The 15,226-nt window shown below is 69.3% G+C and carries 15 protein-coding genes; 8 read left to right on the top strand and 7 right to left on the bottom strand.

Going from position 1 to position 15,226, the window contains the following annotated elements; all coding sequences use genetic code 11:
• Positions 1–386 precede the first annotated feature (386 nt).
• Both ACWDRB_RS13860 and ACWDRB_RS13855 read left to right on the top strand, forming a co-directional pair.
• Positions 387–1,976 (top strand): hypothetical protein, encoded by a 1,590-nt coding sequence (locus ACWDRB_RS13860; RefSeq protein ID WP_449893687.1) that lies wholly within the window; start codon positions 387–389, stop codon positions 1,974–1,976.
• A 56-nt stretch (positions 1,977–2,032) separates the two neighbouring features.
• Entirely contained in the window at positions 2,033–3,373 is a 1,341-nt protein-coding gene (locus ACWDRB_RS13855) for an ABC1 kinase family protein (RefSeq protein WP_449893685.1), read from the top strand.
• Positions 3,374–4,558: 1,185 nt separating this feature from the next.
• On the opposite strand, the gene ACWDRB_RS13850 is transcribed toward ACWDRB_RS13855, so the two are convergent.
• The gene (locus ACWDRB_RS13850) at positions 4,559–5,278 is read right to left on the bottom strand and encodes an SDR family NAD(P)-dependent oxidoreductase (protein ID WP_449893683.1); all 720 of its coding nucleotides are present in this window, start codon (positions 5,276–5,278) and stop codon (positions 4,559–4,561) included.
• Positions 5,279–5,505: 227 nt separating this feature from the next.
• Between ACWDRB_RS13850 and ACWDRB_RS13845 the strand changes: the two genes are divergently transcribed.
• The 3 genes from ACWDRB_RS13845 to ACWDRB_RS13835 all read left to right on the top strand — a co-directional run bounded on the left by ACWDRB_RS13845 (position 5,506) and on the right by ACWDRB_RS13835 (position 7,120).
• A complete protein-coding gene (locus tag ACWDRB_RS13845) occupies positions 5,506–5,889 on the top strand; it encodes a DoxX family protein (RefSeq protein ID WP_449893680.1) in 384 nt (127 codons plus the stop codon).
• A 155-nt stretch (positions 5,890–6,044) separates the two neighbouring features.
• Complete coding sequence (locus ACWDRB_RS13840; protein WP_449893678.1) at positions 6,045–6,200, top strand: hypothetical protein; 156 nt, start codon at positions 6,045–6,047, stop codon at positions 6,198–6,200.
• Entirely contained in the window at positions 6,197–7,120 is a 924-nt protein-coding gene (locus ACWDRB_RS13835) for an RNA polymerase sigma-70 factor (protein WP_449893676.1), read from the top strand. The genes ACWDRB_RS13840 and ACWDRB_RS13835 overlap by 4 nt, the downstream gene beginning before the upstream one ends.
• 114 nt (positions 7,121–7,234) lie before the next feature.
• On the opposite strand, the gene ACWDRB_RS13830 is transcribed toward ACWDRB_RS13835, so the two are convergent.
• Positions 7,235–7,864: a TetR/AcrR family transcriptional regulator gene (locus tag ACWDRB_RS13830; protein ID WP_449893674.1), complete on the bottom strand. Its 630-nt coding sequence runs from the start codon at positions 7,862–7,864 to the stop codon at positions 7,235–7,237.
• Between the two features lie 78 nt (positions 7,865–7,942).
• On the opposite strand from ACWDRB_RS13830, the gene ACWDRB_RS13825 reads away from it, so the two are divergent.
• The gene (locus ACWDRB_RS13825) at positions 7,943–8,542 is read left to right on the top strand and encodes a hypothetical protein (protein WP_449893672.1); all 600 of its coding nucleotides are present in this window, start codon (positions 7,943–7,945) and stop codon (positions 8,540–8,542) included.
• 238 nt (positions 8,543–8,780) lie between these two features.
• On the opposite strand, the gene ACWDRB_RS13820 is transcribed toward ACWDRB_RS13825, so the two are convergent.
• From ACWDRB_RS13820 to ACWDRB_RS13805, 4 genes are all read right to left on the bottom strand, one after another.
• On the bottom strand, positions 8,781–8,945 hold the full coding sequence (locus ACWDRB_RS13820; protein WP_449893670.1) for a hypothetical protein: 165 nt from the start codon (positions 8,943–8,945) through the stop codon (positions 8,781–8,783).
• A 64-nt stretch (positions 8,946–9,009) separates the two neighbouring features.
• Positions 9,010–9,279: a WhiB family transcriptional regulator gene (locus tag ACWDRB_RS13815; RefSeq protein WP_350725390.1), complete on the bottom strand. Its 270-nt coding sequence runs from the start codon at positions 9,277–9,279 to the stop codon at positions 9,010–9,012.
• Between the two features lie 553 nt (positions 9,280–9,832).
• On the bottom strand, positions 9,833–10,702 hold the full coding sequence (tesB, locus tag ACWDRB_RS13810; RefSeq protein WP_449893667.1) for an acyl-CoA thioesterase II: 870 nt from the start codon (positions 10,700–10,702) through the stop codon (positions 9,833–9,835).
• A 76-nt stretch (positions 10,703–10,778) separates the two neighbouring features.
• Positions 10,779–12,815 carry an ATP-dependent DNA helicase UvrD2 gene (locus ACWDRB_RS13805; RefSeq protein WP_449893665.1) on the bottom strand — a complete coding sequence of 679 codons (2,037 nt, stop codon included), beginning with the start codon at positions 12,813–12,815 and terminating at the stop codon, positions 10,779–10,781.
• A gap of 151 nt (positions 12,816–12,966) precedes the next feature.
• On the opposite strand from ACWDRB_RS13805, the gene ACWDRB_RS13800 reads away from it, so the two are divergent.
• Both ACWDRB_RS13800 and ACWDRB_RS13795 read left to right on the top strand, forming a co-directional pair.
• Positions 12,967–13,863, top strand: a complete 897-nt coding sequence (locus ACWDRB_RS13800; RefSeq protein ID WP_449893663.1) for an alpha/beta hydrolase — start codon at positions 12,967–12,969, stop codon at positions 13,861–13,863.
• Between the two features lie 99 nt (positions 13,864–13,962).
• The gene (locus tag ACWDRB_RS13795; protein WP_185068413.1) at positions 13,963–14,211 is read left to right on the top strand and encodes a mycoredoxin; all 249 of its coding nucleotides are present in this window, start codon (positions 13,963–13,965) and stop codon (positions 14,209–14,211) included.
• Here ACWDRB_RS13795 and nudC read toward each other — a convergent pair whose 3' ends face one another.
• Positions 14,212–15,186 (bottom strand): NAD(+) diphosphatase, encoded by a 975-nt coding sequence (gene nudC / locus ACWDRB_RS13790; protein WP_449893661.1) that lies wholly within the window; start codon positions 15,184–15,186, stop codon positions 14,212–14,214.
• Between the last annotated feature and the right edge of the window lie 40 nt (positions 15,187–15,226).

Genomic DNA, 15,226 nt, shown 5'->3' with positions numbered 1-15,226 from the left:
CCGCCCGAGACCACGTTCCGACCTCCAAGAGCTCCTCCCACACCCCAACCACCCACACCACACCATCCGACAGCCACCGCCCGAGACCACGTTCCGACCTCCAAGAGCCCCTCCCACACCCCAACCACCCACACCACACCATCCGACAGCCACCGCCCGAGACCACGTTCCCACCCCCTCCACACGGCTCACCCGCAACCGCCCCAGCCCTCCCTGGCCAACCGGGTGGGTGACCTTGCCCGTCATCAACCGGATATGCCGCCCATCGGTGCTCTGACCTGCTTGCTTCCACAGGCGCCTTCACGACCCGTAGTTATCCACAGCCATCACCGAACCCCCTTGGGATCTTGCTCCGGCATGGAACCCTTCCCGCCATGAGGCCACGTGTGAAGCCCGCCCTCCGGCGCATCATCCGCGACAAGCACACACTCCAGTACGGCGCGCACCCTCTCCGGGCCGTCATGTTGAGCGGCCTGACCGAGGCCGTCCGTCGATGGATAGAGGGCCTCGACGGCACCCGCGACCTGGAGTGCGTCCTGAGCGACGCGGCCGCCGCCGGCCTGGACGAGATCCGCGCCCGATCCCTGCTGGATCAGCTCGCCGCCCAAGGCGCTCTCCACGACGCCGCCACCAGCCCCGCGCCGATCGCCGACCTCTCCCTGGCCGAACGGGACCGCCTGCGACCGGACCTCGACGCCCTCGACCTCGCCTCGACCGCCCCCGACGGCGCGATCGGCCTCATCGCCCGCCGCCGCGAGCGGCGGGTGCGCGTCTATGGGACAGGCCGGGTGGGCGCCCAGGTGGCCGCCCTGCTCGCCGCCTCCGGAGTCGGCACCATCCGGATCCTCGACCCGGCCACGGCACGCCCGTGCGACATCACACCGGGCGGCCTGACGTGGGCGGAGGTGGGCCTCCCTCGTGAGGTCGGCGCCGCGATGGTCGCCCGGCGACTCACCTCAGGCGGCCGCACCCCCACGGCGCGGCGCAGTCCGGCCGCCTCCACCGACACCGCACCTCCCGCCCTCTTCCACACCGCCCAACCCCAGCCCACCGCCACCGCCCCACCCCAACCCACCATCGGCACCGCCACGGCCCAGCCCATGGCTACCGCCGCCACCGTCCCACCCCAGCCCACCGCCGGCACCACCACGGCCCAGCCCATGGCCACCGCCGGCGCTAATCCACCCCAGAGCATCGCCACCACCGGCACCGCCACGCCCAAACCCATCGCCACCACCGGCACCAACCCAGGCAAGCCCATCGCCATCGCCATCGCCGGCACTGGTTCCACCCGCGCAAGCGACAACCCCCGCGCCACCGCAAACGGCGCCCGCGCCGAAGGAACCCCGACCGCCCAGCCCGCCCAACCCCAACGCCCGCAAGCCGGGAAAGGTCCTCGCACCACCCGAGCTACGCAAGGCACCCGCATCCCCCGAACCGAGGAAGACGAGAGCGTGCGGCGGCCGTCCGTCAACGCGATGGCGGGAGGCCCCTACCTCGGGGATCAGTCGGACCGCCCCGACCTCGTCATACTCACACCCGTCGCCCCTCTCGACGGGGTGCTGGTCAACGAGTTGACCTCGCTCGGCATCCCGCACCTCCTGGCCTCGGCCTTCGAAGGGCACGGGACTGTGGGCCCGCTGGTCATCCCGGGGAAGACGGCGTGCCTGCACTGCCTGGACCTGACGCGGCGGGATCGCGACCCGATGTGGCCGATCGTCACCGCCCGGTTGGGCGGATATCCGCCGGGCGAGATCGCCTGCGACGTCACCCTGGCGGCGCTGGTCGCGGCGGCGGTGGCGGGCCATGCGCTTGCCTACCTTGATGGCAGAGAGTCGGCTGTGACCAACGGCACAATGGACGTAACACCTGATTGGCGCTGGAAAAGACGGTCGTGGACCATACATCCGCAATGTCGTTGTATGCGAAACAATCCATATTCGCTAAGAATGGTCATGTCTCCTAACCGCGACTGACGTGCTCAGAGGATGACCATGAAGGGGGGAAGCGGTATCTCGTCGAGGTTCCGCGCATGAGGGTGAGCGATCTTCCGCGCCGTGCTGTCACGCGTTCCGCCAAGCTGGCCGCCCTTCCACTCGGTTTCGCCGGCCGCGCCGCTCTCGGGCTGGGCAAGCGGCTCGGCGGCAAGTCTGCGGAGATCGTGGCTCAGGAGGTTCAGCAGCGTACGGCCGAGCAGATCTTCAAGGTGCTCGGCGAGCTCAAGGGCGGCGCGATGAAGCTCGGGCAGGCGCTGTCCATCTTCGAGGCGGCGCTGCCGCAGGAGATCGTCGGTCCCTATCGAGCCACGCTGACCAAGCTTCAGGACGCCGCTCCCCCGCTGCCCGTGTCCACCGTCCACAAGGTGCTCACCGAGCAGTTGGGTGACGGCTGGCGAGAAAACTTCCTGTCGTTCGACGACCAACCGACGGCCGCGGCGTCCATCGGCCAGGTGCACAAGGCCGTGTGGCACGACGGCAGGGAGGTGGCCGTCAAGATCCAGTATCCGGGGGCGGGCAAGGCCCTGCTCGGCGACTTCGCGCAGCTGGCGCGGCTGGGCAAACTGTTCGGCGTGCTGCTGCCCGGCCTCGACGTGAAGGCCGTGCTGGCGGAGCTGCGCGAACGGGTCGCGGAGGAGCTCGACTATCTCCGGGAGGCCGAGGCCCAGCACGCCTTCGCGCTGGAGTTCAACGATGATCCCGACTTCCACGTCCCCGATGTGGTCGCGGCCAACGAGCTGGTACTGGTCAGTGAGTGGATGGACGGCACCCCGCTGTCCCGCGTCATCACCGAGGGCACCAAGGAGCAGCGCGACCGGGCGGGATTACTCTTCGTACGCTTCCTCTTCTGCTCCCCCGCGCGGGTCGGGATGCTCCACGCCGACCCGCACCCGGGCAACTTCCGCATGCTGGCCAACGGCAAGCTCGGAGCCCTCGACTTCGGCGCGGTCAATCGCCTGCCCGGGGGCTACCCCAAGGCGTTCGGGCGGCTGACGAGGATCTTCAACGAGGGCGACATGGAGACCGTCACGGCGGGCCTGCGCCGGGAAGGCTTCATCCGCAGCGACATCGAGATCGATCCGGACGCACTCCGGGCCTTTCTCGCGCCGTACGTGGAGCCCACGGCGGTGGAGGAGTTCACGTTCAGCCGGGAGTGGCTGCAGGCCCAGGCCGCGAGCGTGACGGATCTGCGGCCCACCAACGTGGTCCGCCAGCTCAACCTGCCTACCTCGTACGTGCTCATCCACCGGGTCCACGCGGCGGGCATCGGCGTCCTGTGCCAGCTAGGCACCACGGCGCGCTTCCGCGACGAGGTGATCCGCTGGGTCCCCGGCTTCGCCGACGATCCCAACGACGAGGCCCTGGCCATCGGTTGATCGTCCCGGCCCTTGGGGCTGATCCGGCGGCTTGTTGGCGGGCCGCAGGGATTTTACTGAACATCAGGTTAACTTCTGACTTCGCTGTGTAATGATACGAGTGCAAGCCGTTACCAACGCGAAAGGATCCACATGCGCCGATCCGCGCGCCTGCTCACCACCTCCGCGGACCCACTCGCTCCCCCACCCCCCATGGCGCGGGTAGCACGAACGCGGTCAGGCCGGCATGAGCTCGCGCACGGTTCGGCGTCATGGTGCCTGAAGTGAGTGCGGCGCCCCGATGTCCGTGACCGATCCGGCTTCCGGAACGGCCCGTCCGGGTCCGTGACCTCCGGCCGGCTCGGTCCACAAGGCCCGTGCATGTGCCCGTGCCATGCTCGGTGATCCCACCGGCGCTGATGGTCAGCACACCCCCTCCAGGGTGCTGAGCCGGCGCCGGTGGGTGAGCAATACGGCACATCCCCCGGCGGTGTCGAACCGACGCCGAGAGCCGAGCACCAGGGCACATCTTCCGGCAGCGTCGAGCCGAGGCCAGGAGCCACGCACCAGGACACGCCTTCCGACAACACCGAGCCGAGGCCAGGAGCCACGCACCAGGACACGCCTTCCGACAACACCGAGCCGAGGCCAGGAGCCACGCACCAAGACACGTCCCCGTCTTTCGGTGCGGACATCAGGGTCAGTGGACGGGCAGCAGTAGGGCACGTCGTCCGACGATTCCGAACCCATAGCGACGAGCGGCCCGCCCAGGGCTCGATCTCCCGGACGGGCCGTTCGTGTCTTGGTGTCGTCTATGAGCGGTCGAAAGCGAGTGTGTGGGTGAGGGGGCCGCCGGTCGGCGCCTAAGATGACTTTCTCGCAGGTCAGGGCACCGGAACCGTTATGGCAATGCGAGGCGTGGCCTGTAGGCGTCACGGGCGACCGTGCCCGCGGACGCTACCTGCCGGTGGGTACCGGTGCCCGAGTCCCGGGCCGTCACCAGGCAGCCGGCACCCGAGCCCCGGCCAGTCACCACGCAGCCGTTACCCGAGTTCCGGCCAGTCACCACGCGAGGCCGCGCAGCTCCTCCGACCGGGCCCGCACGTACAGCTCGCCGACCAGCGCCCGAGCCTCGGGCAGTCACCACGCGACCGGTGCCCGAGTCCCGGTTGGTCACCACGCGACCAGCGCCCGAGTCCTGGGCAATCACCAGGCAACGGGGCCAAGGCGGTCGATGAAGATGCCGGTTGGCCCGTCGGCGTCGATCATCGCGAGCTTGACGATCGGGTCGGTGCCCTCGGTGACCGTCAGCTGGCCGGTGTGATGGTTCATGTCGGTGGCGGCGAACTTGCGGTTGGCGACTTCTCCGGGAGTGACCAGGTTGAATTTGATCTCTGGGAGCGCCTGGGCGTACCGGACGGTGATCATGTTCAGTGCTGCCTTCGACGAGCTGTAGGCGAGCTCGTGCATCTTCGAGGCGGGCTGCTCCGGATCGGTCACGACCGCGAAGGCGCCGACGGCGCTGGACACCATCACCACCCGCGGATTGTCCGCCGCCTGCAGCAAGGGAAGGAACGCGTGCGTGACCCTGATCGGTCCGTACACGTTGGTGTCGTAGACGGAGTGAATCTCGTCAGCCGTCGCGTCCGCGGGTGGGACGACGCTTCCCGGCGCGCCGGCGTTGTTGATCAGCACATCCAGTCGGTCGGTGTGCTCGCGAACGAGCCGTACCGCGTCCTTCACCGACTCGTCCGAGGTCACGTCCAGGGGGACCATGACCACGTTCGCGCCGCCATCGGTCAGCTTGGCGGCGGCCGCCCGCCCTCGCTCTTCGTCGCGCGAGCCGAGGAAGATCCTCCAGCCCTGCTCCCCGAGCCGCCTGGCCGCCTCAAAACCGAGCCCCTTGTTGGCGCCGGTGATCAGCACTGTGGTCTGTTCCGAATTCGTCATGCCCTCTGAGACGAGACACCCCGCTGAGCTGTGACACGGTGTGAGCGTCCTCACGATCGGGAGCCCTTTGCGGGCCGGTAGCGGGTATCAGCGTGCCGGCGGGGTGAGGACGTGCCCGAGATGGCCGTACGCACGCGATGTCACTGGCGGGGGTTGCTGTCTCGTCTAGGGGGTGCAGGCAATTCTCTGTCAAGGAGTGGACGATGAACCTCGCGTTGTGGATCGCTGCCGGGCTGCTGGCCACGGTGGCGGTGAGCGGCGGGATCAGCAAGACGTTCGTGCCCAGGGAGAAGCTGGCTGTGCTCCGTGGTGGGGGATGGACCGCGGACGCCAGTGCCGGCTTCGTCAGGACCCTGGGCGTCCTTGAGCTCCTGGCAGCGGTGGGCTTGGTCGTGCCCGCCGTGCTCGGCATCGCACCGGTTCTGGTGGCGGTGACCGCGGTGTGCTGGGTCCTGCTGATGGTCGGCGCGATGATCACCCACGGCCGACGTGGGGAAGCCGCGTTCGTGGTACTGAATCTGATCTATCTCGCGGTTGCGACGTTCGTCGCGTGGGGCCGCTTCGGTCCCTGGGCCTTCACCGGCTGACAGGCGACGACGCACAGTTTCCGATCTTCCGACCCCGGTCCGCAGAGGGGCCGGTGGTCGTTCACATGGGGAGATGATCATGCGAGTGTTCGTGGCAGGCGGGAGCGGAGCTGCCCCAGCTGGCGGAGCGTGCGGGAGCGAAGTGGCCGAAGTGGGTGCCCGTATGGCCGACCCGGCTGCTGGGCGGGCAGGTGGTGGTGACGATGATGGGCGAGGGGCGCGGCTTGTCCGACGCCGAGGCCAAGCGGGAGCTCGGCCGGCAGCTGCGCTGCCCCTCGTGGCGGCAGGGTTTCAAGGAGGAGTTGGCATGAGCAGGGCCGAGGAGTTTCAGGAGCTGCGGCCGCTGTTGTTCTCGCTCGCCTACCGGATTCTGGGCAGCGTGAGCGAGGCCGAGGACGCGGTTCAGGAGACCTGGCTGCGCTTCGAGGCCACCCCGACCGAGCCCAGGTCGACCAAGGCGTTCCTGTCGGCCACGGTGACCCGGATCTCCATCGATGTGCTGCGCTCGGCCCGCGTCCGGCGGGAGGAGTACGTCGGGCCATGGCTTCCCGAGCCGCTGCTCGCCGACCCGTACCAGGACCCGGAACGGTCGGCGGAGCTGGCCGACTCGTTGTCGATGGCGGCCTTGGTGCTGTTGGAGCGGCTGTCCCCGCTTGAGCGGGCGGTCTTCGTGCTGCGGGAGGTGTTCGACTTCGGCTTTCCCGAGGTCGCGTCGGCCGTGGGGCGCTCGGAGGCGGCGTGCCGCCAGCTGGCGGTACGGGCGCGGCGCCACATGGCCGCAGGCCGGCCCCGCTTCGAGGCGGACCGCAAAGAGCGGGACGAGCTGGCGTCGCGGTTCTTCGACGCCCTCCGCGAAGGCGACGTCGTCGGCCTGCAGAACCTGCTGGCTGCCGACGTGTCGATGGTCGGCGACGGCGGCGGAAAGGCCCCACAGCTGGCCAAGGCCGTCGTCGGCGCCCAGAACGTGGCCCGGCTGCTCGCCTCTGCCTTCCCTCGGATGGCTCTGATCGGCGTGACGGGCGAGCCGCACGAGGTCAACGGCCAGCCGGGGGCGATCTTCCGCGACCGGGACGGCAAGGTGCTCCACACCCTGACGCTCGACGTACTCGACGGGCAGATCCAGACGATCCGCGCGGTGATCAACCCCGACAAGCTCGGGCACCTGGGCACAGTGGCGGACGCCTGGGCAATCGACCGGGAAGTAAGACAGGCACGCCGGCCCACGGAGTAGCCGCGACCACCGACTGCACGTCGAGTGGGTCGTGAATTGTCAGCCCGCTGTGGATTTCTTGGCTGTGGCGGTCTGAGTCTTGGCCGGCCGGTAGGAGTCGGTGCCGGGGGTCGTTCAGGTGAGGCCCGCGAGGAGGGCGTGGACGCCTTCGGTGAGTACGCGTTCGCCTTCCTCGCGCGAGTTCAGGAACCAGCCCGGTAGCGGGCTGCGGAGTGAGCAGGTCAGCTCGATGCTGACGATGCCGTGGATCGTGGTCCACACCAGGTATGCCGCACGTATCGGGTCGTTCGACTGGATGAGCCCGGCCTGGGCCGCGGCCGAGGTGGCTTGGGTGAGGAGGTCGAAGGTGAGGTTGAGGGCGTCGTTCCGGCGCTGGGGTGACGGGTCGAAGTCGGGAAGCGGGCGCTCGAACATCAGCGCATAGAGAGCGGGATCCGCCAGCGCGAACTCCCGGTAGCCGCGTGCCACCGCCCTGATCCGGGCCAGCGGGTCGGCGTGGCCGTTCAGTGACGAGGTCATGGCATCGTGGAGGAGGCTGAAGCCGTACTCGTAGATCGCTTCCAAGAGGCCGGAGCGGCTGCCGAAGCAGGTGTAGATGCCCATGGTGGAGGTGCCCGCGACGTCCGCGACACGGCGGAGGGTGAGGTGGAGGGCGCCCTGTTCGCGGAGAACGCGCATGGCCGCGTCGAGCAGGCCCTGGCGCAGCGCGCCGAGTTCTTTCGGGGTGCTTACATCTCTCGGCACGCTCTCACCATATCCGGCGATAACGCGCATCATAACGAGCGTTATCGCTTGATATCACCGAGAGAAAGGGCTCCAGAGATGGGTGTCTACCGGGTCACGGCGGCGGCCGGGTTCGTGTGCGCCGTCCTGCTCGTGGTGAACTCGGCCCGGCGCGCCGGGCTGCTGCCTGAGACGGCGTTCACGCACGCCATCGCGCCGTTCGGGGCGCTGACGGGTCTCCTCGCGATCACCGGCATCTACCTGATCGTTCGGGGTACGGCAGGCGGTCTCGGACTCATCGGGTACGTGCTCAACTCGGCCGGACTGGCCGGGGCGTTCGCCATCGAGTACATCCTGCACTTCGTCTTCCCCTACCTAGGCGGGGGCACGGTCAGCGAACTGCTGGCGGGGAGCACGGGGCGGGCATTCCTCGTCACGTCGGCCGTGCTGTTGGCGGGGGTGCTGACCTTCAGCGTGGCGGCGATCAGGAGCGGGGCCATGCCTGCGGTCGGGGTGGTGCTCTATGCGGTGGGGATGGTTCCGGGGTCGTTGCGGAACGTGGTGCCGGTGCCGGTGTACCTGGCCGGGCTCGTGGTGGCGGCGGTCGGGGTCGCCTGGATGGCGGCCCGGCTGTGGCGGGCGGAGGAGGAGTTCGTCGCGCATCCGTCACGGACGATGGGTGTAGGGCCGACGGCCTGAGCGATCACCGGCGGCGGCTCCGGGGATGCGACATCCGAAGGCGATGGCGTCCGACGGGCCCCGCACTGCGGGCGCGGCCTGCGGGGTCCGGGGTGCGGGGTCCGGGATCCGGGGCGGCGAGGTTCGGGCGGCGCGGTTCGGGGCGTAGCTATACGCGGAGAGCCGGGCGCTTCGGGCGCCCGGCTCTCTGAAAAGGGATCTGCGGGGAGATCCTGCGCCGGCGGCAGGATCTCCCCGGTCAGATCTGGCGGCTCAGGGCTTGGCGGAGGCGGTCGTTCGCCCGCTGGACCTTGCGCCGCGCACGCTGCACACGGGTGACGCGCGCGATGAGGCGTTGCTCCTCCGCCTCGCGGTGGAGGGTTTGTATTCGGTCATTCACCAGGTCATGGATGAGATCCGGCACTGCTCGGCTCCTCGTGATCTGAGCGCTCATTGGTTTGTTCGCTTTCTGGTTGAAGGTGCGGTGTTCAGGCAGCGACCGGGTGCTTGCGGGGACGCCCGCGCGGACGCTTACGGGGAACGATCGCTCCCCTGAGGATGAGTTCGCCGCCCCAGACGCCCCACGGCTCCTCGCGCTCGAGCGCGCGGGCCAGGCAGGCCTTCTGGATCGGGCAGCCGCCGCAGAGAGCCTTGGCGAACTCGACGTCCTCCGGCGACTCGGCGAACCACAGGTCGGGGTCGGTACGGCAGGGGATCTTGGCTTCGTCGATCAGGTCCATGATCGTCTTCGCCCCCATCTGCTTTCTCCTTTTGTCAGATCTTTTTGATCTTGGTCGGACACCTCGTAGGTGGTCGGGAATCACGGACAAATAAGTAAGGCCGCGGATCCGTCTGCAGGATCCGCGGCCTGGGGGCTGTATACGCCGGTCAGGTTATGACCGGTGTATCCCTCCAGGGTTGCGGACCCCACAGTCCACCATTGGTGAGCTGGTAAGCCGGCAGTTCGATACGTGCGGTGTAGACAGGAGCAGCTGGCGTGGCAGCGCCGAAGTGGGCGCGCGCGCCGTAGGCGGCAGCCTGGCTACGGGCAGACTTCTCCTGGCGCAGCTTGGTGGGACCGTCAACGAGTCTCACCGAGTTACGGCATGCGGAAGCGAGCCATTGCGTGGCTGGCATCTGAATGCTGATCACGGTGACTCACCTCCACTCTCTGGATCGTCGGAACAGTAGTGTCCGACTCGCTTGACCATGACCCTAAACCGGGAAGCCGGGAAGGGGCAACATATTTTCTACCTGCGATTTTGTTACATTGACCGCGCCTGGCGGCCTATTGCACGCGGCGTGTCGGCACTATTTCGTCAGGCGGATCATGGCCTCTTGGACGACCGAGACCACGAGCTCGCCCGAGGCAGTGAACATCTCGCCGCGTGCGAGTCCCCGAGCTCCCCCCGACCAGGGGGATTCCTGAGCATAGAGCAACCAGTCGTCGGCCCTGAAGGGGCGGTGGAACCACATGGCGTGGTCCAGCGAGGCGCCGGAGACGTTGGAGGCGCCCCAGGCCATGCCGTGGGCCAGCAGGATCGTGTCGACCAGCGTGAAGTCGGACGCGTACGCGGCCAGCACCACGTGCAGGAGCGGGTCGTCCGGCAGGTCGGCGTGGTAGCGGAACCACACGTTGGTCTCGGCGCTGCGCAGGTCGGGGTTCTTGAACGCCTCCCAGGTGAGCGGCGAGACGTACCTGGCGTCCACCGGGCGGGGGCGCGAGAACCACTCGCGGAGCTCGGGGTGGTCGCCGACCGCCTCGAACATCCGGTCCCGGAACGTGGGGAGCGTCTCGGGGTCGGGCACCTGCGGCATGACGGACGCCTGATGCGTCACGCCCTCCTCGGCGATGTGGAACGACGCCGACATCGTGAAGATCGCCTTGCCGTGCTGGACGGCGACGATCCTGCGGGTGGTGAACGAACGGCCGTCGCGGAGGCGGTCGACGTTGTAGATGATCGGTATGGAGGGATCGCCCGGGCGGATGAAGTAGGCGTGCAGAGAGTGGACGTGACGGTCCTTCGGCACCGTACGGCCGGCCGCCACGAGGGCCTGGGCCGCCACCTGACCACCGAAGACGCGCTGGATGCGTTCCTCCGGGCTCCGTCCCCGGAAGATGTCGAGCTCGATCTGCTCCAGGTCGAGCAGATCCAGCAGCTCCTTCAGCGCCTCGTTCACGTGTCCGTCCCCCTTGGGCTCTCGGGTGTTGGGGACAAGTCTGACGTGCCCCTTATATGGGACTAAAGCGGGGCTGTCAGTCGGCGCGACAGAGAGACAGGACGGCCTCGCCGTACCGGTCCACCTTGATCTTGCCGATGCCCGCTATCGACAGCAGCTCCTGCTCCGTGGAAGGCGCGTGCTCCGCGATGGCCTGGAGGGTCACGTCCGTGAAGACGACGTACGGCGGGACCTTGGCCTCCTTCGCGGTGGCGGTGCGCCAGGCCTTCAGGCGTTCGAGGAGGGCCTCGTCGTAGTCCGCCGGGCACGTGGAGCAGCGCCCCAGCTTCTGCTCGGCGGCCGCCACCAGCGTCTTCGCGCACACCCGGCAGCTCACCGGCGCCGCCACCGCACGCCGTTCGCGGGGGGCGGTCGAGACGCGGGGCGGGGACGCGGAGGAGGCGCGGGAGCCGAGACCGTCGAGGAAACGGGAGGGACGGCGGGTCCTGCGGGCCCCGGGGGCGCGGGCGCCGGCCCAGGAGAGGGAGAGGTGCTCCCGGGCTCGGGTGACGCCCACGTAGAGGAGGCGGCGCTCCTCCTCGATCTGCTCCGGGGACTCGGCGTAGATGATCGGGAGCATGCCGTCGGTCAGGCCGACCAGGAAGACGGCGTCCCACTCCAGGCCCTTGGCGGCGTGGAGCGAGGCCAGGGTGACGCCCTCCACGGGCGGGGCGTGCTGCTCGGAGGCCCGGCGCTCCAGCTCGGCCACGAACGCGGGCAGGTCGGCGCCCTCGGCCGCCATGTCCTCCGCCAGGTCCGCCAGCGCCTTCAGGGACTCCCACTTCTCCCTGGCCTTGCCGCCGCCCGGCGGGGACGGGGTCAGGCCGATGCCGGTCAGGATGTGGTGGACCTCGGCGGCCAGCGGCTCCCCGGCATAGGCGCGGGCCGCGCCGCGCAGGAGGACGACCGCCTGCCGGACCTCCGGGCGGTCGAAGAAGCGCTCGGCGCCGCGCAGCATGTACGGGATCTCGGCCTTGGACAGGGCCTCCTCGTACGCCTCCGACTGCGAGTTGACGCGGAACAGGATCGCGATCTCCCGCGAGGGCACGCCCTTGTCCAGCAGCTTCCTGATCGCGCGGGCCGCCCCCGCCGCCTCGGCGGGCTCGTCGTCGTAGTCGGAGATCGACGGCTTGGGGCCGTCGGGGCGCTGGGCCACCAGGTCGAGCCGGTGCGGGGATCTGACGATCAGCCGGTTGGCCAGCTCGACCACCTGCGGGGTCGAGCGGTAGTCGCGCACCAGCTTGATGACGGCGGCGTCGGGGTGCTCGACCGCGAAGCCCGTCAGGTAGCGCGGGGTGGCGCCGGTGAAGGAGTAAATCGTCTGGTTGGGGTCGCCGACCACGCAGAGGTCGTCGCGGCCCCCGAGCCAGGTGTCGAGCAGGAGCTTCTGCAGCGGGTTGACGTCCTGGTACTCGTCCACCACGAAATAGCGGTACTGCTGGCGGATCTGCCCCGCGACCTCCTTGTGCTCGGTCATCACGGCGGCGGTCAGCTCGAGGATGGTCTCGAAGTCGACCAGGTGGCGTTCGCGCCTGATCTGCTCGTACGCCTCATAAAGGCGAGCGACCTCCTCCGGCGGGACCGGCGGCGTGCGGTGGTATTTCGCCGCGGCCGTCACGTAGTCCTCCGGCCCGATCTGGGTGACCTTGGCCCATTCGAGCTCGGCCGCGATGTCCCGCAACTCGGACCGATCCGGAGTTTTCCGGACCTGGCGGCAGGCCTCCGCCAGCACCGGGAGCTTGGACTCGATCACCGAGGGCGCCGCGCCGCCGATGACCCTCGGCCAGAAGTAGGTGAGCTGCCGCAGCGCCGCCGCGTGGAACGTACGGGCCTGCACGCCGGGCGCCCCGAGCGCGCGCAGCCGCTGGCGCAGCTCCCCCGCCGCCCGAGTGGTGAACGTCACAGCGAGCACGCTCTGCGCGTCAACCACCCCGCTGCGGACCGCGTGCGCGATGCGATGGGTGATCGCCCTGGTCTTGCCGGTGCCCGCGCCGGCCAGCACACACACCGGACCGCGCACCGCCTCGGCCACCGCGCGCTGCTCGGGGTCGAGACCGGCCAGGACGTCATCCATATTGTTCACCCGTACATACTCGCAGGTGTAGCGGACAGCCCCTTTATTCTGGCAACATGCGGGCCGACGTATGTTCATAGCCACCAGATGCAAAGAACCGGTCTCTTCCCTCACAATGGGTCCGACCATCTGCATGGGGGAAAGGAAGGCCGTGCGAACTGCGGTTTTCGCGGGCGTGCTCGCGCTCGCTGCCGTCGTGCTCACACCCGTGGCCGCCAGCGCCAACAAGGAGCCGACGCCCGGCCCCACCGATGTCATCGACCAGTACGGGCTCGGCGACTTCGCCTCCGAGACCGTCTCGTACGGCCCCCAGGCACGTCAAGCCATGGACGTCTGGTGGACGCCCGACGGCCAGCAGCGCCCCGGCGTGTTCCTGATCCACGGCGGCTGGTGGTCGGGGGGTGACAAGCGCTACATGAAGGAGATCGTCCGCCAGTACGCCGAGCTGGGCTACACGGTCTTCAACCTCAACTACCGGCTCTCCGGCGACGCGGTGTGGCCCGCGCAGCGCTCGGACGCGCTGGCCGCCATCGCGCTGGCCCGCAAGCACGCCGAGCGGTGGGCGTTCGACCCGAGCAACTACGTGGTGGTGGGCTTCTCCGCCGGCGGCCACATCGCGGCGGCCGTGGGCACGTACGGCGACGGCATCTCCGGCCTCAAGGGCGTCGTGGGCCTGTCGCCGATCATCTCGCCGCTGCGCGCCTACTCCGACGGCGAGAAGTCCGACGACCCCAACAAGCGCAAGCTCCGTACGGCCGCCATCCGCCTGGCCGGAGGCTGCGCGCCCAAGGGCAAGTGCTCGCGGGTCTGGGCCAGCATGGAGGTGGCCTGGCACGCCAGCCGCAAGGACGCGCCGATGCTGACCGTGCACTCCAAGGACGAGTTCGTGCCGCCGCTGCAGAGCCAGGTGCTCAAGACGATGCTGGGGCAGGTGGGCGTGCCCGTGACGGTGATCACCCAGCCGGGCATCAACCACAGCAACCCGCTCTATCGCGAGCCCGGGGTGGCCGAGCAGGTGCAGGCCTGGATCGCCGAGCGCATCGGCTGAGCGCCCGAGTCGGGACACCCCCGCCTCAGGAATGAACTTGCACAGTCCGGTTGTTGCATGGAGCGCCTATTTTCCTGATCTCCGGAGGGATCTCCCGACATGGCGCTCACCGTCTACAGCACCACCTGGTGCGGCCCCTGCAAGCGGCTCAAGTCCCAGCTCACCCGCGAGGGCATCAGCTTCAAGGACATCGACATCGAGCGCGACCCGTCGGCGGCAGAGTTCGTGATGAGCGTCAACAACGGCAACCAGGTGGTGCCGACCGTGGTGATCGACACCCCCGACGGCCGCGTCGTGCGCACGAACCCTTCAGCTCTCGAGGTCAAGGCCCTGCTCGGGGCAGCCTGATCACCAGTCGCCGGTCAGCTCGCCGCCGTACCAGGTCTCGATCAGGCGGCGGGCGATCGACACCGGCGGGGGCAGGCGCAGCTCGCCGGACTCCAGCGCTCGCGCCAGCTCCTCGCGCGAGAACCAGCGGGCCTCGGCGATCTCCTCGGCGTCCGGCGTGAGCTCGGTCGAGATCGCCTCGGCGAAGAAGCCCAGCATGAGGCTGCGCGGGAACGGCCAGGGCTGGCTGCCGAGATAGCGCGGGCGGACGACGGTGACGCCGACCTCCTCCGCCACCTCACGGGCGACGGCGTGCTCCAGCGACTCCCCCGGCTCCACGAACCCCGCCAGGATCGACAGCCGCCCCTCCGGCCACTGCGGGCCGCGGGCGAGCAGGCAGCGGTCGTCCTCGTCGCGGACCAGCATGATCACCGCGGGGTCGACGCGGGGGAAGTGCTGGCTGCCGTCCTGCGGGCAGACGCGGATGTGCCCGCCGGCCCGCACGTCGGTGCGGGTGCCGCAGCGCGGACAGTATTCGTGGGTCGTGTGCCAGGCCTCCAGCGCCACCGCGTAGACCAGCAGGCCGGCGTCGCGGTCGCCGAGCAGGCCCCCGACCTGGCGCAGCCCGGCCGCCACCGCCTCGCCCTCGGGCGTGTCGCGCAGGCTCATGGGCACCGTCACGCGCCCGTTGACATCGCCTCCGGGGCCGCTGGGCAGCGGCGCCGCCACCGCGAAGTAGGCCACACCGTCCTCGACCCCGAGCAGGTAGCGCTCGCCCGGCGGCGCGTCGGCCGGCGCGTAGAGCACCGCCTGCACCGTGTCTCCCGACCGCCGCACCAGCGTGTGACCGTCGTCGATCACCAGCACCCTGGTCGACGGATCGGTCCACGCCTGCTCCAGCCACTGCTCGTTGACCCGCAGCGCCGAGGATCTGTCGATGGTGCCGCGTGCCAGAAGCAGAGGCCCGATGAGTTGCTCTTCCGCGGTCGTCTCCACAGGCCGTCCCCTCCCGAAATCCCCTGTCATCCTATGACCT

The sequence above is a fragment of the Nonomuraea sp. NPDC003707 genome, from assembly GCF_053587055.1.
This window is presented reverse-complemented; position numbering and strand designations above follow the sequence as displayed.

Bases quoted from the DNA above. Each gene is read 5' to 3' on its own strand.
- ACWDRB_RS13825 (WP_449893672.1), top strand. From the start codon at position 7,943: ATGGGTGTCTACCGGGTCACGGCGGCGGCCGGGTTCGTGTGCGCCGTC.
- ACWDRB_RS13835 (WP_449893676.1), top strand. From the start codon at position 6,197: ATGAGCAGGGCCGAGGAGTTTCAGGAGCTGCGGCCGCTGTTGTTCTCG.
- ACWDRB_RS13795 (WP_185068413.1), top strand. From the start codon at position 13,963: ATGGCGCTCACCGTCTACAGCACCACCTGGTGCGGCCCCTGCAAGCGG.
- ACWDRB_RS13815 (WP_350725390.1), bottom strand. From the start codon at position 9,279: ATGGGGGCGAAGACGATCATGGACCTGATCGACGAAGCCAAGATCCCC.
- ACWDRB_RS13855 (WP_449893685.1), top strand. From the start codon at position 2,033: ATGAGGGTGAGCGATCTTCCGCGCCGTGCTGTCACGCGTTCCGCCAAG.
- ACWDRB_RS13845 (WP_449893680.1), top strand. From the start codon at position 5,506: ATGAACCTCGCGTTGTGGATCGCTGCCGGGCTGCTGGCCACGGTGGCG.
- ACWDRB_RS13805 (WP_449893665.1), bottom strand. From the start codon at position 12,815: ATGGATGACGTCCTGGCCGGTCTCGACCCCGAGCAGCGCGCGGTGGCC.